We start from the raw sequence: 22,730 nt of genomic DNA on the forward strand, positions 1-22,730 counted from the left end.
AGCGCCCATGAGGTGGGCTCTCGGCGTCAGCTACCACGGACAGGCTTACGACGGCTGGCAGAGCCAGCCGTCCGGCCGCACCGTGCAGGACCACCTCGAAGGCGCGCTCACGCGGTTTGCCGTCCAGCCGGTCGCCACCGTGTGCGCGGGCCGCACCGATGCCGGCGTCCATGGCCTGATGCAGGTGGTGCACTTCGACACCACGCTCGAACGCGAGGCCTTCTCCTGGGTGCGCGGCACCAACACCTTCCTGCCGCCCGACATCGCCGTGCAGTGGGCGCAGCCGGTGCCCGATGCCTTCCATTCCCGCGCCAGCGCCCTCGCCCGCCGCTATGCCTTCGTGCTGCTGGAATCGCCCGTGCGGCCCAGCCTCGAGAACGGGCGTGCCGGCTGGGTCTTCCGCCCGCTCGACCAGCAGGCGATGGAGGCGGCCGCCGCCCGGCTGCTGGGCCAGCACGACTTCACCTCGTTCCGTGCGTCGGCCTGCCAGGCCCGCTCGCCGGTCAAGACCATGCGCCACATCGGCATCTCGCGGCGCGGCGCCTACTGGCGCTTCGATTTCGAGGCCGACGCCTTCCTGCACCACATGATCCGCAACATCATGGGGTGCCTGCTGCTGGTGGGCCAGGGCCTGCAGCCGCCGCAGTGGATCGACCAGGTGCTGGCGGCGCGCGACCGGGACGCGGCCGCACCGACCTTCCCGCCCGACGGCCTGTACTTCCTGGGGCCGGTGTACGACGCCCGCTGGGGCCTGCCGCAGCGCACCCCTGCCTATGATTGGCTGCCATGAGCCCAGCGCCACATTCCCAGCCGAGCCAGCGGACCCGCATTAAGATCTGCGGGCTCACCCGTGAGCAGGACGTCGACACCGCCGTCCAGGCCGGCGCCGACGCGGTCGGGTTCGTGCTGTACCCGCCGAGCCCGCGCCATGTGACCGCCGGGCGTGCGGCCGAGCTGGCCGCCCGCCTGCCGCCCTTCGTCACGCCGGTGCTGCTGTTCGTCAACGAGAGCGCGGCCGCGGTCGCCGCGGCCTGCGCGGCCGTGCCCGCGGCCATGCTCCAGTTCCACGGCGACGAGTCACCCGAGCAGTGCGCGCTGGCCGCCGCCGGGCGCCCGTGGATGCGCGCCGCGCGCATCCCGCTCGACGGGGCCGCCACCTTCGACTTGGTAGAATTTGCTGCCCGTCACGAACAAGCCCGGGCCGTTCTCCTCGACGCGCATGTCGAGGGCTACGGCGGCGGCGGCAAGGCCTTCGATTGGTCACGTCTTCCACCAAGCGTCAACGCTCACCTCGTCTTGTCTGGTGGGTTGACGCCTGCAAACGTGACCGATGGCATCGTGCAGGTGCGGCCGCGTTGCAGGACGCTGGCCGTTGATGTGAGTTCCGGGGTCGAGCGCGCCAAGGGCGTGAAGGACCCCGACAAGATCCATCAGTTCGTCGCGGCCGTGCGCGCCGCCGACGCTCTCCTTGCAAGGTCCACCGATGCCCTCCTATCAGCAACCTGACCCAGCCGGCCATTTCGGCCCCTACGGCGGCAGCTTCGTCAGTGAGACACTGACCCACGCCATCGACCAGCTGCGCGAGGCCTACGCGCGCTACCAGAACGATCCCGAGTTCCTGGCCGAATTCAGGTCCGAGCTGGCGCACTTCGTCGGCCGGCCCTCGCCGGTCTACCACGCCGACCGCATGAGCCGCGAGATGGGCGGCGCGCAGATCTACCTCAAGCGCGAGGACCTCAACCACACCGGCGCGCACAAGATCAACAACGTCATCGGCCAGGCGATGCTGGCGCGCCGCATGGGCAAGCCGCGCGTCATCGCCGAGACCGGCGCCGGCCAGCACGGCGTGGCCACGGCCACCATCTGCGCGCGCTACGGCCTGGAGTGCGTGGTGTACATGGGCAGCGAAGACGTCAAGCGCCAGAGCCCCAACGTCTACCGCATGCACCTGCTGGGCGCCAAGGTAGTGCCGGTCGAGTCGGGCAGCCGCACGCTCAAGGACGCCCTCAACGAGGCCATGCGCGACTGGGTGACCAACGTGGAGAACACGTTCTACATCATCGGCACCGTGGCCGGCCCGCACCCCTACCCGATGATGGTGCGCGACTTCCAGAGCGTCATCGGCAACGAGTGCCTCCAGCAGATGCCCGCGATGACCGGCCGCCAGCCCGATGCCGTGATCGCCTGCGTGGGCGGCGGCAGCAACGCGATGGGCATCTTCCACCCCTACATCCCGCACGAGGGCACGCGCCTGATCGGCGTCGAGGCGGCCGGCGAAGGCCTGGAGAGCGGCAAGCACTCGGCGTCACTGCAGCGCGGCAGCCCCGGCGTGCTGCACGGCAACCGCACCTACATCCTGCAGGACGAGGACGGCCAGATCACCGAGACGCACAGCATCAGCGCCGGCCTCGACTACCCCGGCGTCGGCCCCGAGCACGCCTGGCTCAAGGACATCGGGCGCGCCGAATACGTCGGCATCACCGACAAGGAAGCGCTGGACGCCTTCCACTACCTGTGCCGCACCGAGGGCATCATTCCCGCGCTGGAGTCCAGCCATGCAGTGGCCTACGCCATGAAACTGGCCCCGACGCTGGGCAAGGACCGCAGCATCCTGGTCAACCTCTCGGGCCGGGGCGACAAGGACATCGGCACCGTGGCCGACCTGGGCAAGGCCGACTTCTACTGCCGGCCGAGCTGCCGCGGGCAATCGGTCAAGGGTGGCGAACAGAAGGTCGAGGTGCAGCGATGAGCCGCATCGCCGCCACCTTCTCGCGCCTGCGGCAGGCCGGGCGCAAGGCGCTCATTCCCTATGTCACGGCCGGCTATCCCTACGCCGACATCACGCCCGAGCTGATGCACGCCATGGTGGCGGCCGGCGCCGACGTGATCGAGCTGGGCGTGCCGTTCTCGGACCCCATGGCCGACGGTCCCGTCATCCAGAAGGCCGGCGAACAGGCGCTGGCGCTGGGCATCGGCACGGCGCAGGTGCTGGCCATGGTGCGGACCTTCCGCGAGCGCGATGCAGCCACGCCGGTCGTGCTCATGGGCTACGCCAACCCGGTGGAGCGCTACGACCTGCGCCACGGGCCCGGATCCTTCATCCGCGACGCGGCCGCGGCCGGCGTCGACGGCGTCCTGATCGTCGACTACCCGCCCGAGGAGTGCGAGGACTTCGCCGCCCAGCTGAAGGCGGCCGGCCTGGACCTCATCTTCCTGCTGGCGCCCACCTCGACCGCGCGGCGCATGCAGCAGGTGGCGCGCATCGCCAGCGGCTACGTCTACTACGTGTCGCTCAAGGGCGTGACGGGTGCCGGCCACCTGGACACCGGCGCAGTCGAGCAGATGCTGCCGCGCATCCGCGAGCACGTGCAGGTGCCGGTCGGCGTGGGTTTCGGCATCCGCGACGCCGAGACGGCGCGTGCCATCGGCCGCGTGGCCGACGCCGTGGTGATCGGCACCCGGCTGCTGCAACTCATCGAGGGCCAGCCGCGCGACCGGGTGGCCGCCGAGGCTGCCACGTTCCTGCGCGGCATCCGCCAGGCGCTCGACGCCTAGAATCCCGCTTTCCCCGGAGCACCATCCCCATGAGCTGGCTCGAAAAACTGCTGCCCCCCAAGATCCAACCGACCGACCCGGCCGAGCGCCGCAGCGTGCCCGAGGGCCTGTGGGTCAAGTGCCCCAGCTGCGAGACGGTGCTGTACAAGACCGACCTCGAGCACAACCTCAACGTCTGTCCCACCTGCAGCCACCACCACCGCATCGGCGCGCGCCCGCGGCTCAACACGTTCCTGGACGCCGAAGGCCGCTGGGAGATCGGCCAGGAGGTGCTGCCGGTCGACGCGCTGAAGTTCAAGGACAGCCGCCGCTATCCCGAGCGGCTGAAGGAAGCGCTCGAGAACACCGGCGAAACCGATGCCCTGGTCGTCATGGGCGGCGCCGTCCAGGGCATCAGCCTGGTGGCGGCGGCCTTCGAATTCGACTTCATGGGCGGCAGCATGGGCAGCGTGGTCGGCGAGCGCTTCGTGCGCGGCGTCGAGAGCGCCATCGAGCAGAAGGTGCCGTTCCTGTGCTTCACCGCCACCGGTGGTGCGCGCATGCAGGAGGGGCTGCTGTCGCTGATGCAGATGGCCAAGACCAATGCCGCCCTGACGCGGCTGGCGAAGAAGGGCCTGCCCTACGTCAGCGTCCTGACCGATCCCACCATGGGCGGCGTGAGCGCCGGTTTCGCCTTCGTCGGCGACGTGGTCATCGCCGAGCCCAAGGCGCTGATCGGCTTTGCCGGCCCGCGCGTCATCGAGTCCACCGTGCGCGTCACGCTGCCCGAAGGCTTCCAGCGCGCCGAGTTCCTGCAGCAGAAGGGCGCGGTCGACTTCATCTGCGACCGGCGCGAGCTGCGCACCCGCGTCGCGCACCTGCTGGCCATGCTGCAGCGCCAGCCCGCCGACGCGGTGATCTGACCCGCTAGAAGCCCCGCCCGACCAAAGCGGTGAGCACCATCGACAGCACCTGCAGCAGCACCAGCAGGGCCAGCGGCGACAGGTCGATGCCGCCCACCAGCGGGATCACGCGGCGGAACGGCCGCAGCAGCGGCGCCACCAGGCGGTCGATCAGGTCCGTCATCAGCGAATCGCTCTGCACCCAGGACAGGATGGCGTAGACCAGCACCAGCGCCGTCAGCGCCGAGAGGATCAGCCGCACCAGCCCGACCAGCGCCAGCAGGAACACCGACTCCAGCGCGAAGCCGATCACGGCCCACAGGATCAGGTACTGCACCAGTTCGATCAGGTAGGCGGCCACCAGGCTCGCCGTGTCCCAGCGTGCGACCGGGGGCAGCACCCGGCGCAGCGGCAGCACGATCCAGTCGGTGAGGGCGAACACGAAGCGGCCGATCGGGTTGCCGAACGGCACCTTCTGGCGCTGCATGTACAGCCGCAACAGACACGCACCGCCCAGGAGGCCGGCCACCACGTCGAGCAGGAAGGAAAGGATTTGAGTGCCCATGGCCACGGCCGAGTCTTGCTCGTGGGATCATACCGGCGTCACTTCCCGGATCGTCGCTTGGCCTCCGCCCTCACCCTGCAATCGCTGCCGCTGTTCCCGCTCGGCACGGTCCTCTTCCCGGGCGGCGTGCTGCCGCTGCGCGTCTTCGAGGTCCGCTACCTCGACATGATCCAGCGTTGCCAGCGCGCCGGCGCGCCGTTCGGCGTCGTCGCCCTCACGCAGGGCCACGAAGTGCGGCAGCCCGGTGCCGGCCCGGAGGCCTTTTCAACGGTCGGCACGCTGGCCACCATCGCCGCTCTCGAGCAGCCGGGCCCCGGACTGCTGATGGTGCGGGCCCAGGGCGGCCAGCGGTTCCGCATCCGCACCAGCGAGCAGCTCAAGCACGGCCTCTGGGTGGCCGACATCGAGCAGATGGCGCCCGACCACGCCGTGCCGGTGCCGGCCGACCTGCAGCCGATCGCCCAGGCGCTGGAGAAGCTCTACACCTCGTTGCGCGAGCGGCCCGATGCCGCCGAGCAGTTGCCGATGCAACAGCCCTGGCGTCTCGACGATTGCGGCTGGGTTGCCAACCGCTGGTGCGAGCTGCTGCCCATGCCGGTGCAACTGAAGCAGCGTTTCATGGAACTGGACAACCCGCTGGTGCGCCTGGAACTGGTGGGCGACGTCCTCGCCCGCACCGGGATCGCCTGAGCCGGCGCGGTCAGCGCGGCGCGTATTCCGGCACCTGGGCGCGCAGCCACTCGCGCAGGGCGCGCTCGCCGGGCGCCGGGCCGGCTTCCTCGATCCAGCGCGCCACCGCGTCCACGTCGGGCGGGCTGGCAGCGCCCTTGGCCACCCGCAGCTTGGCGTGCGGCGTCGGCTCCGTGGTCTCGTCGTCCGCCAGCAGTTCCTCGAACAGCTTCTCGCCCGGCCGCAAGCCGGTGTACGTGATCGGGATCTCCTGCTCGGTGTGGCCCGACAGGCGGATCAGCAGGCGCGCCAGTTCGACGATGCGCACCGGTTCGCCCATGTCGAGCACGAAGATCTGGCCCGAGCGGCCCATCAGCCCGGCCTGCAGCACCAGCTGCGCGGCTTCGGGGATGGTCATGAAGTAGCGCACGATCTCGGGATGCGTGACGGTGACTGGGCCGCCCTGCGCGATCTGGGTCGTGAACAGCGGCACGACCGAACCGCTGGACCCCAGCACGTTGCCGAACCGCACCGACACGAACCGCGTGTCCGGGTAGCCGGCCGCCACGCCCTGCACCATCAGCTCGGCCAGCCGCTTGCTCGCCCCCATGACGTTGGTCGGGTTCACCGCCTTGTCGGTGGAGATCATCACGAAGCGCCGGGCGCCGCACTGCCCCGCCACCCGCGCCGCATTGAGCGTGCCGACCACGTTGGTGCGCAGCGCCTCCACCTCGTTCAGCTGCTCCATCAGGGGCACGTGCTTGTAGGCGGCGGCGTGGAACACCACGGCTGGCCGGTGCTCGCGCGCGATCGCCTCCAGCCGCTGCGGCTCGCGCACGTTGGCGGTGTAGTACAGGCCGCGCATCTGCGGATGGCTGGCCCGCAGTTCCTGTTCGAGCTGGTAGATGGCGTACTCGGACACGTCGACGCACACCAGCCTGGCCGCGCCGAAGCGGGCGATCTGCCGGCACAGCTCCGACCCGATGGAGCCGCCGGCGCCGGTGACCAGCACGGCCTGGCCCGAGAGCAGGTCGGCCAGGCCGCCGACGTCCAGGTCGACCGGCGCACGGCCGAGCAGGTCCTCGAGTTCCACCTTGCGCGGACCGCTGCGCTCGGTCTTGAGCCACTCGTCGGGACGCGGCATGGTGAGCAACGTCACCCCGGCCTCGGTGGCGCCGAGCAGCGCGGCGCGCCGCTCGGGCGAGCCGGGCGGGCTGGCCACCAGCGCGGTCTTCGCCTCTTCCTCGACACTGGCCCGCTGCATGGCGTCGATGCCACCGACCACCGGCACGTCCTGGATCGAGCGCCCCACCTCGGCCGGGATCGGGCTGAGGATGCCGACCGGCAGCCACTGCTGCGAGCCTTTCAGGGCGCGCAGGGCATCGGCCGCATCCTGCAGCGAGCCGATCACCAGCAGGCGGCGTGCCCCGGTGACGGCCAGCCGCCGCTCAGCGAGGGTGCGCCAGGCGGCGCGCGCCGCGCCCAGCAGCACCAGGGCGATCAGCGGCTGCAGCAGCAGCACCGAGCGCGGGAAGAACGGCAGCCGCAGCGCCATCACGACCGCGCCGGTGAGCGCCGCGCCCAGGGTGATGCCCTGCACCAGCTGGCGCAGCTCCGGCATGCCGATGTAGGTCCAGACATGGCGCCAGACGCGGGTGACCAGGAAGGCGGCGGCATAGGCGAACACGCACCAGGGACTGGCCTCGAGCGCGAGCTCGGTGAACTCGTCCGGGATGTCGAGGTTGAAGCGCAGCCAGAACGCGACCCACCAGGCCAGCAGCACCAGGCCCAGGTCGACGGCGCACAGGGACAGGACGCGCCTAGACCAGCGCATGGGACCCGGCGCCCGCGAAGGCCCGGTGGAGTTGCCCGATGACGCGCTCGATCTGCTCGGGCGTGAGGTTGGATCCCGATGGCAGGCACAGCCCGGCCTCGAACAGGCCGGCGGACACGTCCTCGCCCTCGCGGTGGGCGAAGTACGGCGCACCGTCGTACAGCGGCTGCAGGTGCATGGGCTTCCAGACCGGGCGGGCTTCGATCGAATGGCGCTCCAGCTGGCGCAGGATGGCGTCGCGGCGCGCGGCCGCATCCGCCCCGCGCAGCACCAGGCAGGTGAGCCAGCGGGTGGAGAAGGAGCCCGCGGGCTCCGGCATCCAGGCATAGCCCTCGACACCGGCCAGCGCCGCGCGGTAGGCCTCGAACACCGCCCGCCGCTGCTGCACGCGCTGCGGCAGCACGCGCAGCTGCCCGCGGCCGATGCCGGCCAGCACGTTGCTCATGCGGTAGTTGAAGCCGACCTCGGTGTGCTCATAGTGCGGCGCCGGCTCGCGTGCCTGCGTCGACAGCTTGCGGGCGCGCTGCACGAGCGCCTCGTCATCGGACACCAGCATGCCGCCACCCGAGGTGGTGATGATCTTGTTGCCGTTGAACGAGTACACGCCGACGCGGCCGAAGCTGCCGCTGGGCCGGCCCTTGTAGGTGGCGCCCAGCGACTCGGCCGCGTCTTCCAGCACCGGCACGCCGTGGCGTTCGCAGATCGGCAGCAGCGCGTCCATGTCGGCGCTCTGCCCGTACAGGTTCACCAGCACCACGCAGCGCGGCAGCCGGTTCTCGCGCCGGGCCCAGTCGAACGCCCGCTCGAGGGCTGCGGGCGACATGTTCCAGCTGCCGGGCTCGGAGTCGATGAACACCGGCCGGGCGCCGCAATAGAGCACGGGATTGCAGCTGGCGACGAAGGTGAGCGAGGAACAGAACACCGTGTCGCCGGGCTGCACGCCCAGCAGCAGCAGGCCCAGGTGCAGGGCGGCCGTGCCGGAGCTCAGCGCCGCGGCGTGGCCCACCCCGCACGCGGCGGCGAGCTCGCGCTCGAAGCCGTCGACATGCGGGCCGAGCGGGGCGATCCAGTTGGTGCGGAACGCCTCCTCGACGAAGGTGGTCTCTTCGTCGCCAAGATGCGGCGACGACAGCCAGATGCGCTGGGTGAGCTCGCGGCGCAGCACGATGTCGACCGGGCGGCCGGCGGCGTCGACCACTGGCAGGTGGTCGATCTGGTGCTGGTCGAGCAGGGCGACCGCCTGCGCCAGCGGCGCGGCGTGGTCCAGCGTGATCGGCGGTGCGTGTGGCAGGTCGGCCACCGCCGTGTGCTCGTCGACGTGCTGCAGCGCCGCGCGACGCAGGTCGCCGTCGGTCAGCGTGCGGCGCAGCGTGCCGTCGGGCGCCAGCACCAGCAGGATGCCGCGGCCGGTTTCATTGAGCCGTTGCAGCGCGTCATGGACGTTGCAGGCGGCCGGCACGCACAGGGCGCGGAATTCGGCGGCGTTCATCGCACCCTCTGGGCCGGCACGCCGGCATAGATGCCCGGCTCGACCAGGTCGACGCGGACCACGGCGCCCGCGCCGAGCACGACGCCGTCGGCCAATCGCCGCAGCGGCAGCACCGCCGCGCCGGCACCCACCAGCACGCCACGGCCCACCACGACGCCACCACCCAGCGCCGACAGCGGTGCGACGTGGCTGAAGGCGCCGACCTCCACGTCGTGGTCGACCACGGCGCCGTGGTTGACGATCACCCCCATGCCGAGCCGGGCGCCGGGCGCCACGACGGACTGCGCGGCCACGAAACAGCCGGCCTCGATCGTGCTGGCAGCGGACACCGACGCGCGGGGATGGATCACGGTCGCGAGCCGGTCGCCGAACAGGCGGGCCTCCCGCTCGCGCGCATCGGCCGCGCCGATGGCGATGTGGACATGCGCGCCGGTCAGCGCCGCGGCCTCGTCGAATGGCAACAAGGGCACGCCGGGCAACAGTTGCCCGACGGAGCGGGCGGGATTGCGGTCGGTGGCGACCACGCGAGCCCAGCGCTGCTGGGCCAGTGCCGCATCGGCGACCACGCGGCCATGGCCGCCGGCGCCGACGATGACGAGAGTCGCAGCCTGGGCCTGCATGTCAATCCGTGTTGGTCTTCTCGAGCACCTGGGCACCGAGCGGGAGGCTGGCGAGCAGCGCCGCGATGCGCGTCGCGGCCTTGCCGTCGCCCCAGGGATTGTCCCACGGCCACCGGCCATGGTTGAGCTGCTGGCGCAGCGCCGCCTCGATGGCGGCCGGCTCCGCCGGCACGTCCGCCACGTTCGGTCCGTGCTGGCGCAGGCGCTGGCGTTCGCCCACGTTCACGACCGGCGTGCCGAAGCTCGCCGCCTCGATGATGCCGGCCGACGAATTGCCCACCATCACGTCGCAATGGCGCATGGCGGTCACGAAGGCGGCCCGCTCCAGGTGGACGGCACGGCGCGATCCGGCCGGTAGCGCACCGGCGTCGAGCGCGGCGAGGATGGCGCGCGATCCGGCGTCGGCGTTCGGGTCCAGCCAGAGGACGGGCAGGCCGATGCGCGCCAGCGCCTGCAGCAACGCCTGGGTCTGGGCCGCGGCGGCCTGCGCCTGCTGCACGACCGGGTGGAACAGGGCCAGCACGAAGCGGCTATCCACCGGCAGGTCCAGCTCCCGCAGGGCGGCGGCGCGGTCGGCTTCGGCGAGCGACTCGATGCCGTCCAGCCCCGGCGCCCCGACCACGTGGATGCGGTCCGGCGCCTCGCCCATGCGCAGCAGCCGGTCGCGCGCGTCCGCCGTAGCCACCAGGTGGTAGGTGCTCAGCTTGCTGATGGCGTGGCGCACCGGTTCATCGACGGTGCCGGAGCGCTCGCCGCCGTGCAGGTGAACGCAGGGAATGCCGACGTGCAGCGCCGCGATGGCGCCGGCCAGCATCTCGCCCCGATCGCCCAGCACCAGCAGGAGGTCGGGCCGCTCGCGTTCGAGCAGGGTGGTGACCCCGCGCAGGCAGTCGGCGATGCCGGTGGCCATGCTGGCGCCGGTGCGGGTGTGCATGTCCAGCGGCAGTTCGGCGCAGACCGGCAGGCCGCTGGCGCGCACCTCCTCCACGGTGTGGCCGTGGCCGGTGCTCAGGTGCTGCCCCGTCACCGCAACCGACACGGCCAGGCCGGGGGTGGCGGCGGCGTGCCGCAGGGTCGGCAGCATCAGGCCGAAGTCGGCCCGGGTGCCGGTGAGGTAGACGATGCGCCGCGTCATGGCTCCAACTGGTCCCACTGCAGCACGGTGCCGGCGGCGAGCGCGACCCGCGTGCGCCGGCCGACGACCCGGTCCTGGTCGGCCGGGGCGATGCCGGTGGCCGGGCGGCGGCAGGCAAGCATCGCGGCGCCGACGACGCTGCCGGCGGGGATGTCGACGGCGGCGACGACGCTGCGCCGCGCGACCCGGGCGGCATCGCGCTCTTCCGGCCGCGGCACCTTCACGCCGTCGCCGCGCATCGCCTCGATGCGCCGGATCCCCCGCACCATCTCGCCGAACGCCGCGGGCTCCAGCGAGGCGCTGTGGTCCGGGCCCGGCAGGCTGCGGTCCAGCGTCAGGTGCTTTTCGATGGCGACCGCGCCGAGCGCCACCGCGGCCAGCGCCGCCTCGATGCCCAGGCTGTGGTCCGAGTAGCCGACCGGCACGCCCAGGTCGCGTGCCATGGCGGGGATGGCCGTGAGGTTCAGCGCCTCGTCGGAGGCCGGATAGGCCGACGTGCAATGCATCAGCGCCAGCCCGTCGAGCGTGCCGCGCGCCGCCCGCGCCCAGCCGAGCGCCTCGCGCGCCTCGTCGAGCGTGGCCATGCCGGTGGAGATGAGCAGGGGCAGGCGCGTCGCCGACGCCCGCTCGACCAGCGCGCGGTGCGTGAGCTCGCCGGACGGCATCTTCAGCCGCCGCACCCCCAGCCCCACCAGCAGGTCGACCGCGGGCAGCGAGAAGGGGGTGGAGAAGAACTCGATGCCCAGCCGGTCGCAGTGCGCTTTGAGATCGCGGTGCTGGGCCTCGGAGAGTTCGAGCTTGCGCAGCATCTCGAACTGGTCGGATTCGCCCGTCTCGCGCTGCTGGTACGCCGCCGTGGGCGCTCCGCGCACCACCAGGTCCTCGGCGCGGAAGGTCTGGAATTTCACCGCGTCGGCACCGGCGTCGCAGGCCGCTTCGCACAGGCGCCGCGCCAGGCCCAGGTCGCCGTTGTGGTTGACCCCGGCCTCGGCGATGACGAACACCGGCGCCGTCATGGCCGGCCCGCCGCCGCATGGCGCGCATGCAGCCACTGCGCGTACTCGAAATCCTCGAGGTCGTCGATGTCGACCGACTTCCATCGCGCCATCGGGTAGGCGGCGATGCGCACGCTCCACAGGCCGTGCACCGCCGCATGCGCCAGCGCCGGCCGTCGCCAGACGTAGATGGAGCCGTTGAGGGCGTACACCGCCGGCGTGTCCTGGCGCCGCGCGCTGCCGTTGCCCTTGGACAGGTGGACCAGGCCGTCGGCGCCCTGCTCCACCAGGTTGAAGTACGGGTTGTCGCCGGCCGCGCGGACGCTGACCACCAGGTCCGCTTCGCCAGCGGTTGCGGCGAGACCCAGCGCGGCCGCGATGTCGGACGGCTCGCGCAGTGGCGAGGTCGGCTGCAGGTCGACGATGCGGGCCACCTCCAGGCCCTGGCCCTCCAGGTGCGCGACCAGGTGCTCGATCACCGGCAGCTTGCCCGCCTGGTCGGTGGCGAGGTCGGCGGGGCGCCGGTAGGGCACGGTGGCGCCGGCTTCGCGCGCGACCGCGGCGATGCCCTCGTCATCCGTGGAGACGTACACCCCCTCGATGCCGGGACAGGCCAGCGCGTGCGCGATGGTGTGGGCGATCAGGGGCCGGCCCGAGAACGGCCGGATGTTCTTGCCCGGCAGGCCCTTGCTGCCGCCACGGGCGCAGATCGTCGCGATGGTGCGGCCGCCGGCGGTCATGGCGCGAGGAACCGCTGCAGCATCGCCAGGCCGGCGTGGGCGCTGCGCTCCGGGTGGAACTGGCAGCCGTACAGGTTGTCCTGGTGCACGGCCGCGCACAGCCGGTGGCCGCCGTAGTCGACCTCGGCCAGGCGCACCGCGGAGTCGGCCGGAACAGCCGCAAACGAGTGCACGAAGTAGGCGCGCTCGCCGGGCGCGACGCCCGCCAGCAGGGTACCGTCCCACGATGCGGCCGGCAGCAGCGGCCGCCAGCCGATGTGCGGGATGCGGTGCGGCCGGCCTTCCACGTCGACCGGCGGCACGGCGCGCACGCGGCCGGCCAGCAGGCCCAGGCCCTGGTGCTCGCCCATCTCCTCGCCGGTGTCGAACATCATCTGCAGCCCGACACAGATGCCCAGGAACGGGCGCCCCGACTGCGCATGCCGGCGCACGACGTCGTCCAGGCCGCGGGCCCGCAGTTCGGCCATGCCGTCGCCGAACGCCCCCACGCCGGGCAGGACCAGGCGATCGGCGTCGCGCAGGTCGGGCGAGGCCTTGTCGACCAGCCGGACCGTGGCGCCGCAATGCTCCAGCGCACGCAGCACGTTCAGCAGGTTGCCGATGCCGTAGTCGATGACGGTCACTGCGCTGCTCATGGCGACGGCACCTCGGTGCGGATGTCCAGCCCGGCGGCGACCGCGTGCTGCTTGATCTCGGCCAGCGCCATGCGGTTCCAGTGCAGCGCATCGGCCACCGCGATGGCACTGACACCGGTGGCGGCAATGGCGGCGATGTCCTCGGGCTTGCCGAAGCCGCCGCTGGCCGTGACCGGTACCGACACCGCATCGCAGACCTGCTGCACCAGCGGCACGTCGAAACCCTTGCGGGTGCCTTCCTGGTCGACGGACGTCAGCAGGATCTCGCCGACGCCGCGCTCCACCGCCTCGCGCACCCACTCGACCACGTCGCGGCCGGTGCGTTCCCGGCCGTTGTCGGTATAGGCCTCCCACTTGCCCGGCGCGATGCGCTTGGCCTCGACGCCCAGGACCATGCACTGCGAGCCGTAACGGCGCGCCACCTCGGTCAGCAGCTGCGGGCGCGCGATGGCCGCCGTGTTGATGGCCACCTTGTCGGCGCCCGAATGCATCATGGTCGACACGTCGTCCAGCGAGCGGACGCCGCCGCCCACGGTGATGGGCACGTACACGCGGTCGGCGGCACGCTTGATGATGTCCGAGAGGTTGTTGCGCTGGTACAGGCTGGCCACGCTGTCGATGAACAGCAGTTCGTCGGCGCCCTGCCGGTAGTAGCGCAGCGCGTGCTCGTGCGGATCGCCCACCACGCGCAGGCCCTCGAGATGGATCCCCTTGATGAGGTTGGGGCCCTTGATGTCGAGCCGCGCGATGATGCGCAGGTGCTTCACGGCAGCACCTCCGCCCGATGGGCTGCGGTGGCATGAGCCTTCGGAGCGGCCGGGCGGCTCATCTCGTCAGGCGCCCTGCCAGACGGCGTGGCGCAGCTTCCACTCGCTGCCCTCGCGCTTCCACAGGTGCGGCGAGCGGAACGTGTCGGCCAGCCGCATGAAGTAGGCGCGGTCCATGACCGGCGATTCGAACATCTTCGAGGCCTGCGGGAACTCCTTCGCCGGAATGCTGAGGTAGCGGAAGATCTCCTCGGCGAAGCGCTGCGGGAACTCGCCGTCGTAGCGACGCACCAGTGCCACGCCTTCGTCGCGCGTGATGTCGCCCGAGCGGATCTCCTGCGCCGCGTCGTAGGTGGCGCGGCCGATGCCGAACTTCACGAACGTCGTGTAGTAGTGGAAGTCGTCGATGCGGTCGTCGATGCTGTTGTACTTGCTGTAGGTGCCGGGCGTGCGCTCGGGCGAGGCCTCGAAGCCGCCGTGCTCCACCGCGTAGTAGTAGCAGCTCTGCGGATGCCACTTCAGGTAGTAGCCGAGGTAGTGCACCTCGATCTGCTTGCTGCGGATCTGCACGGGGTCGGCCGGCAGGTAGGGCAGCAGGTCCTGCTCCTCGAGGCCGAAGTCGTCGTACAGGCTCTGGATCGAGGTGCCGCCCAGGTAGATCTGCGACTTGTCCTGTGCGGTGAAGTACGACCAGTCGCGCTGCGCGCTGCTGGTGTCGCCGATCGGGTTGCCGTACTCGGCCTCGTTCTCGCCGTACACGACGAACGGGATGTCGTGCAGGATGGCCATCTTGGGCGCCAGCGACTTCTGCCCGAACATGAAGGCCTGGAACGGGTGGAACAGGTTCTCCACCGCCAGCCGCGTCAGCAGGCGGTGCACCCGGCCGTTGGGCGTGGTCAGCTCGTTGTCGAAGCCGGCGTGCAGCCACGACTGGAAGTTGCGCCAGCCCCACTCGGTGTAGACGTGCGGCGCCCAGGTGACGGTGAGCGGATGCATGCCGAACCGGGTCTTGAGCAGGTGCGAGGCGTAGAAGCTGTCCTTGCCGCCCGAGCCGGGCACCAGGCAGTCGTAGCCGCTCTTGCTGCGGAAGCGGTCGCACAGCGCCGCCAGCTGGTCCTCGCGCTGCTTCCAGTCGATGCCGGCCTGCTTCTGCCCGGCGAAGCGGCAGGCGTCGCAGATGCCCTCGTCGTCGAAGGCGATGGTGGCCTTCTTGCTGTCCTTGGTGTGCTGGTACTCCACCGCCGAATTCGGGCGCTGGTTGGAGATGACGCAGCGCTTGCAGAAGTGCACGTAGCGCGGCAGTCCGTAGCGGACGCCCGCCTCGTCTTGCGTGGCCTCGAAGGCCGACAGGTCCACCGGCCGGGGGGCGGGAATGAGGGGCATGGATGAAGGGAAAGAGCCGCGCTCGGGGCGATGGCGGCGAAGGGTCGATTATAAAAATGCGAGCAGTTCGGCCACGACCCTGGGGGTGGCGGCCGAACCGGCGCCGACCGCGGGATGGCGGCCGGCGCGCGTGGCCTGCTCCAGCGCGTCGGGCAGGCCCGCGAGCGGCACGGCCGCGTCGGCCAGCCCGAACCGCGCCAGCGGCATGGCATCGTCGAACACCGAACCCAGCACCTGCACCAGCCTCGTCCCGGCCAGGCGGCCTTCCAGGCCCACCGTCGACGTCAGGGTGACCACGGTGTCCACCGCGTGCAGCAGCGGGTGCAGCGGCCAGTCCTGGCCGGTGGCGACGATCCTCGGCGAGGGCGGCAGGGCCGGCAGGGCCTGGCCGGCCCGGGCCCGCACGCACAGCACCGCGTCGGGCCGCTCCAGCGTCCAGTCGATGAGCCGCTGCAGGGCGCGCGCCGGCAGCGTGGGGTCGCCGGGCCGGCCGTCGAACGGATGCCGCGACGGCTCATCCTGGGCAGGCCAGAGCAGGACGCGGCGGCCGTCCCAGCCCTGCCGGCGCCGCAGCGCGCGACCGGCGTCGACCACGGCGGGGTCCAGCAGGGCATCGAAGGCCGGGTTGCCGGTGGCCACCACCTCGTGCGGCCGGCGGCCGGCCTGCAACAGGAACTCGCGCACCTGGTCGTTCAGGACGCAGACGCGGTCGGCGTAGCCCGGCTGTCCGATCCAGCGCACTTCGTCGATCGCGAACAGGTCGACGATGCAGGCCGACGCGATCCCCAGCCGGCGCGCCGCCAGGATGGCCGCGCGCTCGCCCCGCGGTGAGTTGGTGGCCACCACCAGGTCGGGCTGCACGCGCCGCAGGATGCGTTCCAGCAGGCGCTGCGGCAGGAAGGCCTGGCGGCCGTCCTGCGCATAGCGCCGGGCGGCCTCCTCGGCGCCGTGCTCCGCCTCCAGCTCGGCATAGCTCAGGCCGAGGTACGCCTGCGTCTCCTCGGGATCGACCACCGTCCCGAGGCCGGCCGCCAGGCGCCGGCCGTGCTCGAGCGCGGGGACGTCCGCCGCCTCCACGAATTCCTTCACCTGCAGCAGCGGCAGCCCCGCCTCGCGCACCGCGGCGGCCGCCGTGGTGAGCCCCAGCACCTGCACGCGCGCCCGCCCGCTGGCCTGCAGCGCCTGCGCCACCGGCAGCACCATGCGGACATGGCCGCTGCCGTAGCAGACGAACAGGACCGACTTCATGCCGCCGCCTGTTCGGCCCACAGGGCCAGCGCCGCCAGCGCCCGCAGTTCGCGCGTGTGGTTGGCGCGGCCGTCGCGGTGGGCGTCCAGCAGGGCCTCGACCCGCTCGGGACGCAACAGTTGCCGCAGCAGCTCGCTGCCCTGCAACAGGCCGCGCAACCAGGGATGGCTGTCGCGGCGGAACCACTCGCCCACCGGCACGGTGAACATCTGCTTGCGGCGGTGCGCGAGCTCGGTGCCGATCAGGGGCTCGACGGCCTGCTTGTACCAGTGCTTCTTGTCCCCGCTGGCCGCCAGCTTGGTGTGGCCGCGCGAGCGGAAGGCGAACTCCATCATCCGCCAGTCCAGGAAGGGGGTGCGGGCCTCGATCGAGACCGCCATGCCCATGCGGTCGGGCTTGACCAGGTTGTTGCCCGACAGGAGCAGCTGCGTGTCCAGGTAGAGCGCCTGGTTGACCCGGTCGAAATGCGACGCCTCGGCGAACCAGGGCTGCGCGGCCACCGCGAAACTGTCGATGCCGGCCAGCGCCGCTGCCGTCTCGGGGCGGTACAGGGACAGCTTGTCGTCCGGGGCGAACAGCGAGATGGCGTCGAAGTAGGCGCGCTGGAAGGCTGCGTCGCCGAGTTGCGCCGCGTCGGGCCACGCGAAGAAGTCGGCGTATTTCTCGTAGCCGGCAAACAGCTCGTCGCCGCCATCGCCGGTGAGCACCACCTTGACGTGCCGCGCCGCCAGCTCGCTCACCCGCAATGTCGGCATGAACGAGGCGTCGCCGTGCGGCTGGTCGAGGTGGTGCAGCACCTGCGGCCAGCGGTCCAGCATGTTCAGCTCGGCGATCTCCGCGGTGTGGTCGCAGCCGAAACGCCGCGCGGCGTCGGCCGCGTAGGCCGATTCGTCGAAGCGCGGGTCGGCGAAGCCGATGCAGAACGTCTTCACCGGCCGGTCGACGTGGCGCGCCATCAGGCCGACGATGCTGCTGGAGTCGACGCCGCCCGACAGGAACGCGCCGAAGGGCACGTCGGCGCGCAGGCGGATGCGGGTGGCATCGTCCAGGATGGCGAGGAATTCCTCGGACCAGGCGGCCTGCGCGTGGTCCTGCTCGCGCTGCAACGACAGGTCCCACCAGCGCTGCACCTGCACGCCGGTGCGCGTGTACCGCACCCAGGTGCCCGGCATCACGTGGCGGATGCCCTGCCAGATGGTCCACGGCGCCGGGATGTAGTTGAACGTCAGGTAGTGGTGGATCGCCTCCAGGTCGATGGCCGGCCGGCTGCCGCCGTCGCGCAGCACCGGCAGCAACGCCTTGATCTCGGAGCCGAACAGCACTTGGCCGCCGTCGTCGGCGACATAGAGCGGCTTGACGCCGATGCGGTCGCGCACCAGGTACAGCGCGTCCTGGCGCGCATCGTCGATCGCGATGGCGAACATGCCGTTGAGGCGGCGCAGGAACCCGATGCCTTCGCGCTCGTACAGCCGCAGCAGCACCTCGGTGTCGGAGTTGGTGCGCAGCACGACGCCCTGGGCGCGCAATTCGGCCGCCAGCTCGACGTGGTTGAAGATCTCGCCGTTCTGCACCACGGCGACCTGGCCGTCGTCGGAGACGAAGGGCTGGTGGCCGCCGGCGATGTCGATGATGGACAGGCGCCGGTTGCCCAGGGCGACCCCGCGCCCGGGCGGCTGCCAGATGCCTTCGTCGTCCGGGCCGCGGTGCCGCAGCGAGCGCGCCATGGCCTGCAGCTGCGCCGCCGGCAAGCCGGCCCGGTCACGCCGCCAGTAACCGAAGATGCCGCACATCAGTTGCTGCCCTTGCCGGTGAGGCGGCCCAGCGTCAGCACCAGGATGCGCAGGTCGCTCGCCAGTCCCGGGTTGCTGGCATAGGCGAGGTCGGCGGCCAGGCGCTGCTCGGGCGTCGCCTCGGACCGCATGGTGGCCTGCGCCAGCCCGGTGATGCCGGGCCGCACGCTGCAGCGCAGGGCCCAGTCCTCGGGCCGGTAGAGCGCCTGCTGGGCCGGCACGTCGGGCCGCGGGCCCACCAGGCTCATGTCGCCGCGCAGCACGTTCAGCAGCTGGGGCAGCTCGTCGATGCTGCTGCGCCGCAGGAAGCGGCCCACGCGGGTGATGCGGGGATCATCGCCACTGGTAAACCAGGGACCGATGCGCGCGGCGTCCCGGACCATGCTGCGGAACTTGAGCATCTGGAAGGTGTGGCCGCCCAGGCCCACGCGCTGCTGCCGGAACAGCACCGGGGAACCCGATTCCAGCGCCACGGCGGCAGCCGCCAGCAGCAGGATGGGCGACAGCACCACCAGCGCCGCCAGCGCCCCCAGAATGTCGAACAGCCGCTTCATCGCGGCGCCGGCTGGCCTTGCGCGATCGCGGCGATGGTGGCGGCGATGCGCCGGCGGTCGCCGTCGACCTGGCCGGCCGGCCGGCGCCCGAGCTGCGCTTCGACCTCGCGCAGCGCCGCCACTTCGCGCTCGAAGGCGTCGCCGCCGTCGCCGCGGTGGAAGGTGCGCGACAGGATCACCGCCCGGGAACCCAGGCGCAGATGCTCGGCCAGCACGTCGCGCCCCGGCAGCAGGCCCTCGTCGAGCCGCGCGATGCCGCCGAACCCGAAGCGCAGCCTGGCGCCGCGGACGACAGCCGCCACCTCGTCGAGAAGGCCCTGCCCCAGCGCCTCGAACATGAAGCGGTGCCCGAGCGACAGGTGGAGGTCGTTGAGGCCGACGTAGACCTCCTCCAGGCCCGGGGTGTCGACCCATTCGGCGAGCGAATCGAGCGCCGCCGCCGTTTCCAGCAGCGTGGTGAACGGCACCCGGCCGCCGACCAGCGCCGCGAACTCGCGTACCTCGGCAGCGCGGTGGAACATCGGCAGCATCAGCAGGTCGGGGCCCTGCGACAGCACGGCCTCGATCTCGTCGGCGCTGCCGGGGTTGAGCGGATTGACCCGCACCATGAGTCGGCTGCGACGGGCGGCCTCGCGGATCCGGCCCACGTCGGGCACCAGGTGCTGGCTGATGAAGGTGTTGCGCCCGGCCTGCCGCTCGGCCTTGCCCAGCCGCTCCAGGTCGACGAACAGGCGCATGCCCTCGAGCGCGTCGCAGCGCCTGGCGAACGCCACGTCGTTGGTGATCTGCAGGAGGTCGAGCACGGGGGAGAAATTATCGCCGCAGGGCTTCGCGCACATCGCCGCTGCGCCACGCCGCCAGCAGCAGGACGAGCGCGGCACCGACGGCGCCGGCCGCCAGTTGCGCGGCCCAGCCCGGCGACGGCAGGCCGTGGCCCAGGAGCGCGGCGACGCCCGCGGCGAGGGTCAGGCCGGCGCCGCCCCAGACCAGCGTCTCCCACGGCAGCCAGCGACGGCACTCGGGCCCGATCGCCAGCAGGCAGACGGCCGCGACCAGCGCCTGGCAGGCGTTCAGCAGGTGCATCAGCCGCAGGCCGTCGTTCCAGCCCGCCGCCGAGGCGCCCAGGACCGCCAGCAGCGCCAGGCCATAGCCGACCACCGCCGGCGCCATCCGCCGGCGCGTCGCCAGCACCGTGAGGGCGACCGCCGTCAGCGCCTGCGGCAGCAGGCCCCAGGCGCCGGCCATACCCCAGCGGGCGACCTGCTCCAGCGCCTCGGGCGTCATGCGTCCCCAGCCAAACAGCAGCCGGGCCAGGGCCGGCCCTGCCAGCAGCAGCCCCGCTGCCGCCGCACAGGCCAGCGTCCAGGCCAGCGCAAAGGCCCGCCGCACCGGCGCGCCGTCGGTCCCGCCCTCCCCCAGCGCCCGGGTGATGGCGGGAAACGCCAGCGAGGCCACCAGCTGGATCGCCAGGATCAGCGGCAGCTCCACCAGCTTCCAGGCGTAGCTGAAGACCGCCAGCGCCCCTTCGCCGGCCTGCGACGCGACCGAGCGCGCCACGAAGGGCAGCGCCAGCGGCAGCCCCGCGCTGAGCCAGGCCCAGGCCCAGACGGGCAGCGTGGGCCAGTCGATCCGGGCGGCGGCCCCGGAGGGCACCGCGGGCAGCCGCCGCCCCAGCCAGCGCAGCCGGCCCGCCATGGCGATCACCAGGCCGATCCCCAGCACCGTGACCGGGGCACCGGCATGGGCGCCGGCCACCAGGATGGTGGCCACCAGCAGGCCGTTGACGACCAGGTTGGCGCCGTACATGCCGACGAAGTCGCGCTCGTGCTGCAGCCGCGTCGCCCACAGGGCGGCCAGCAGGGCGGCAGGAATCGCCACCGCGCTCCACACCAGGCCGCCGGCGGCGATGCCACGCAGGTGCGACGGGATGCCGGCCCCCAGCGCCGCCAGGACGGCGTCGCGCGCCAGCGCCAGCAGCAGCGCCAGCACGATGCCCAGCACCAGGGCCCAGGTCGCGACCCGCCGTTGCAGCGCCGCAACCTGCTGCGGCGGCTGGCCGCCCCAGGCCGGCAGCAGCACATAGGCGAGCGCGCCGCTGGCGACCACCGAGGCCAGCCAGTCCGGCAGGGTGAGCACCAGGACCGCGACGTCCGCCAGGCCGCCACTGCCGAAGGCGGCCGCCTGGGCCGATTCGCGCACGACGCCCAGCAGCCGGCTGGCCAGCAGCAGGGCCAGGGACAGGGCGCCGGCGCGGAGGAACATGCGGGCGATCATACGAAGCGCAGCAGGAGCGCCCGGGGCGAAAAACTAGAATGTCGGGTTTGCCGCACGCGTCCCCCTCCCCCACCATGACCGACACCCACCAGCCCGACGATAACCAGCTGATCGCCGAACGCCGCGAGAAGCTCAAGGCCCTGCGCGAGGCGCAGCGCCAGGGCAAGGGGGTCGCGTTCCCGAACGACTTCAAGCCCAATGCCGCCGCCAGCGCCCTGCACGCCGAACACGGTGGCAAGGAAGCCGAGCAGCTGCAGGCCGAAGGCACGGTGGCACGGGTGGCCGGCCGCATGATGCTCAAGCGCGTGATGGGCAAGGCCAGCTTCGCCACGCTGCAGGACCAGGGCGGACGCATCCAGGTCTACGTCACGCGCGACGACGTCGGCGAGGAGGCCTACGCCGCCTTCAAGCACTGGGACCTGGGCGACATCGTGGGCGCCGAAGGCAAGGTGTTCAAGACCCGCACCGGCGAGCTGTCGCTGCACGCCACCTCGATCCGCCTGCTGACCAAGAGCCTGCGGCCGATGCCGGACAAGTTCCACGGCGTGGCCGACCAGGAAGTGAAGTACCGCCAGCGCTACGTCGACCTGATGACCGACGAGCAGGCGCGCCAGCGTTTCGTGGCGCGCAGCAGGGCCGTCTCGGGCATCCGCGAGTTCATGGTGCAGCACGGCTTCCTGGAGGTGGAGACGCCCATGCTGCACCCGATCCCGGGCGGGGCCAACGCGCGCCCCTTCGTCACCCACCACAACGCGCTGGACCAGGAGATGTTCCTGCGCATCGCGCCGGAGCTGTTCCTCAAGCGGCTGGTGGTCGGCGGCTTCGAGCGGGTGTTCGAGATCAACCGGAACTTCCGCAACGAAGGCATCTCGGTGCGCCACAACCCCGAGTTCACGATGATGGAGTTCTACGCGGCGTACTGGAACTACCGCGACCTGATGGACTTCACCGAGGCGCTGGTGCGCGACGCCGCGCACAAGGCGGTCGGCACCCTGCAGCTGAGCTACGGCGGCAAGCCGGTCGACCTGTCGCAGCCGTTCGAGCGGCTGACCATCCGCGAGGCCATTCTCAAGCACACCGATGCCGGCGCCGGCGTCGACGACCGCGACTGGCTGGTCAACGCCCTGCGCAAGCTCGGCCTGACCGAGGAGAAGAACCGCCTGGCCGGCCGCTCGCTGGCCAGCCTGCAGGTGCTGTACTTCGAGGAGACGGTGGAGGAGAAGCTCTGGCAGCCGACCTTCATCATGGAACACCCGACCGAGATCTCGCCGCTGGCGCGCGCCAACGACGAGCGGCCCGAGGTCACCGAGCGCTTCGAGCTGTACATCACCGGCCGGGAGTTCGGCAACGGCTTCTCGGAGCTGAACGACGCCGAGGACCAGGCCGCGCGCTTCGCGGCCCAGGTGGACGCCAAGGAATCCGGCGACGACGAGGCCATGTTCTTCGACCACGACTTCGTCCGTGCGCTCGAATACGGCATGCCGCCCACGGGCGGCTGCGGCATCGGCATCGACCGCCTGATGATGCTGCTGACCGACAGCCCGAGCATCCGCGACGTCATCCTGTTCCCGGCGCTGCGGCGCGAGTGACGGTGGG

General features: G+C 71.8%; 22 protein-coding genes. 7 read left to right on the forward strand and 15 right to left on the reverse strand.

What is annotated here, in order from left to right; genetic code table 11:
- Positions 1 to 7: 7 nt before the first annotated feature.
- The 5 genes from truA to accD are packed head-to-tail and all read left to right on the forward strand — an operon-like array spanning position 8 to position 4,457.
- Complete coding sequence (gene truA, locus GON04_RS06585) at positions 8 to 790, forward strand: tRNA pseudouridine(38-40) synthase TruA (protein ID WP_157397142.1); 783 nt, start codon at positions 8 to 10, stop codon at positions 788 to 790.
- Positions 787 to 1,506 (forward strand): phosphoribosylanthranilate isomerase, encoded by a 720-nt coding sequence (locus GON04_RS06590; protein ID WP_157397143.1) that lies wholly within the window; start codon positions 787 to 789, stop codon positions 1,504 to 1,506. Before truA ends, GON04_RS06590 begins: the two co-directional genes overlap by 4 nt.
- Positions 1,484 to 2,749, forward strand: a complete 1,266-nt coding sequence (trpB, locus tag GON04_RS06595) for a tryptophan synthase subunit beta (RefSeq protein WP_157397144.1) — start codon at positions 1,484 to 1,486, stop codon at positions 2,747 to 2,749. Before GON04_RS06590 ends, trpB begins: the two co-directional genes overlap by 23 nt.
- Positions 2,746 to 3,555: a tryptophan synthase subunit alpha gene (gene trpA, locus GON04_RS06600; RefSeq protein ID WP_157397145.1), complete on the forward strand. Its 810-nt coding sequence runs from the start codon at positions 2,746 to 2,748 to the stop codon at positions 3,553 to 3,555. Before trpB ends, trpA begins: the two co-directional genes overlap by 4 nt.
- Positions 3,556 to 3,584: 29 nt before the next feature.
- A complete protein-coding gene (accD, locus tag GON04_RS06605) occupies positions 3,585 to 4,457 on the forward strand; it encodes an acetyl-CoA carboxylase, carboxyltransferase subunit beta (RefSeq protein ID WP_157397146.1) in 873 nt (290 codons plus the stop codon).
- A gap of 4 nt (positions 4,458 to 4,461) precedes the next feature.
- Here accD and GON04_RS06610 read toward each other — a convergent pair whose 3' ends face one another.
- Positions 4,462 to 5,001 carry a YggT family protein gene (locus GON04_RS06610; RefSeq protein ID WP_157397147.1) on the reverse strand — a complete coding sequence of 180 codons (540 nt, stop codon included), beginning with the start codon at positions 4,999 to 5,001 and terminating at the stop codon, positions 4,462 to 4,464.
- 57 nt (positions 5,002 to 5,058) lie between these two features.
- Here GON04_RS06610 and GON04_RS06615 point away from each other — a divergent pair, with 57 nt between their 5' ends.
- Positions 5,059 to 5,691, forward strand: a complete 633-nt coding sequence (locus GON04_RS06615; RefSeq protein ID WP_157397148.1) for an LON peptidase substrate-binding domain-containing protein — start codon at positions 5,059 to 5,061, stop codon at positions 5,689 to 5,691.
- Positions 5,692 to 5,701: 10 nt separating this feature from the next.
- Here GON04_RS06615 and GON04_RS06620 read toward each other — a convergent pair whose 3' ends face one another.
- From GON04_RS06620 to GON04_RS06685, 14 genes are all read right to left on the reverse strand, one after another.
- On the reverse strand, positions 5,702 to 7,504 hold the full coding sequence (locus GON04_RS06620; protein ID WP_157397149.1) for a polysaccharide biosynthesis protein: 1,803 nt from the start codon (positions 7,502 to 7,504) through the stop codon (positions 5,702 to 5,704).
- Complete coding sequence (locus GON04_RS06625) at positions 7,491 to 8,993, reverse strand: DegT/DnrJ/EryC1/StrS family aminotransferase (RefSeq protein WP_157397150.1); 1,503 nt, start codon at positions 8,991 to 8,993, stop codon at positions 7,491 to 7,493. Before GON04_RS06625 ends, GON04_RS06620 begins: the two co-directional genes overlap by 14 nt.
- Positions 8,990 to 9,613 carry a NeuD/PglB/VioB family sugar acetyltransferase gene (locus GON04_RS06630; RefSeq protein ID WP_157397151.1) on the reverse strand — a complete coding sequence of 208 codons (624 nt, stop codon included), beginning with the start codon at positions 9,611 to 9,613 and terminating at the stop codon, positions 8,990 to 8,992. The genes GON04_RS06625 and GON04_RS06630 overlap by 4 nt, the downstream gene beginning before the upstream one ends.
- A gap of 1 nt (position 9,614) precedes the next feature.
- Positions 9,615 to 10,748, reverse strand: a complete 1,134-nt coding sequence (gene neuC, locus GON04_RS06635) for a UDP-N-acetylglucosamine 2-epimerase (RefSeq protein WP_157397152.1) — start codon at positions 10,746 to 10,748, stop codon at positions 9,615 to 9,617.
- Positions 10,745 to 11,764 carry an N-acetylneuraminate synthase family protein gene (locus GON04_RS06640; protein WP_157397153.1) on the reverse strand — a complete coding sequence of 340 codons (1,020 nt, stop codon included), beginning with the start codon at positions 11,762 to 11,764 and terminating at the stop codon, positions 10,745 to 10,747. The genes neuC and GON04_RS06640 overlap by 4 nt, the downstream gene beginning before the upstream one ends.
- Positions 11,761 to 12,483, reverse strand: a complete 723-nt coding sequence (locus GON04_RS06645; RefSeq protein ID WP_157397154.1) for an acylneuraminate cytidylyltransferase family protein — start codon at positions 12,481 to 12,483, stop codon at positions 11,761 to 11,763. The genes GON04_RS06640 and GON04_RS06645 overlap by 4 nt, the downstream gene beginning before the upstream one ends.
- Positions 12,480 to 13,118, reverse strand: coding sequence for an imidazole glycerol phosphate synthase subunit HisH (gene hisH, locus GON04_RS06650; protein WP_157397155.1), 639 nt, complete (start codon positions 13,116 to 13,118; stop codon positions 12,480 to 12,482). Before hisH ends, GON04_RS06645 begins: the two co-directional genes overlap by 4 nt.
- On the reverse strand, positions 13,115 to 13,885 hold the full coding sequence (gene hisF / locus GON04_RS06655; protein WP_181653920.1) for a HisA/HisF-related TIM barrel protein: 771 nt from the start codon (positions 13,883 to 13,885) through the stop codon (positions 13,115 to 13,117). The genes hisH and hisF overlap by 4 nt, the downstream gene beginning before the upstream one ends.
- A 66-nt stretch (positions 13,886 to 13,951) precedes the next feature.
- Entirely contained in the window at positions 13,952 to 15,268 is a 1,317-nt protein-coding gene (locus GON04_RS06660) for an N-acetyl sugar amidotransferase (protein WP_157397156.1), read from the reverse strand.
- Positions 15,269 to 15,316: 48 nt separating this feature from the next.
- Positions 15,317 to 16,516, reverse strand: coding sequence for a UDP-glycosyltransferase (locus tag GON04_RS06665; protein ID WP_157397157.1), 1,200 nt, complete (start codon positions 16,514 to 16,516; stop codon positions 15,317 to 15,319).
- Positions 16,513 to 18,306, reverse strand: a complete 1,794-nt coding sequence (asnB, locus tag GON04_RS06670) for an asparagine synthase (glutamine-hydrolyzing) (protein ID WP_157397158.1) — start codon at positions 18,304 to 18,306, stop codon at positions 16,513 to 16,515. The genes GON04_RS06665 and asnB overlap by 4 nt, the downstream gene beginning before the upstream one ends.
- The gene (locus GON04_RS06675) at positions 18,306 to 18,860 is read right to left on the reverse strand and encodes a sugar transferase (protein ID WP_157397159.1); all 555 of its coding nucleotides are present in this window, start codon (positions 18,858 to 18,860) and stop codon (positions 18,306 to 18,308) included. Before GON04_RS06675 ends, asnB begins: the two co-directional genes overlap by 1 nt.
- A complete protein-coding gene (locus GON04_RS06680; protein ID WP_181653921.1) occupies positions 18,857 to 19,663 on the reverse strand; it encodes an aldolase/citrate lyase family protein in 807 nt (268 codons plus the stop codon). Before GON04_RS06680 ends, GON04_RS06675 begins: the two co-directional genes overlap by 4 nt.
- Before the next feature lie 10 nt (positions 19,664 to 19,673).
- On the reverse strand, positions 19,674 to 21,122 hold the full coding sequence (locus GON04_RS06685) for a lipid II flippase MurJ (RefSeq protein WP_157397161.1): 1,449 nt from the start codon (positions 21,120 to 21,122) through the stop codon (positions 19,674 to 19,676).
- Between the two features lie 50 nt (positions 21,123 to 21,172).
- Between GON04_RS06685 and lysS the strand changes: the two genes are divergently transcribed.
- Positions 21,173 to 22,723 (forward strand): lysine--tRNA ligase, encoded by a 1,551-nt coding sequence (lysS, locus tag GON04_RS06690; RefSeq protein ID WP_157397162.1) that lies wholly within the window; start codon positions 21,173 to 21,175, stop codon positions 22,721 to 22,723.
- The last annotated feature ends 7 nt before the right edge of the window (positions 22,724 to 22,730 follow it).

The sequence above is a fragment of the Ramlibacter pinisoli genome, assembly GCF_009758015.1.
GTDB lineage: Bacteria > Pseudomonadota > Gammaproteobacteria > Burkholderiales > Burkholderiaceae_C > Ramlibacter > Ramlibacter pinisoli.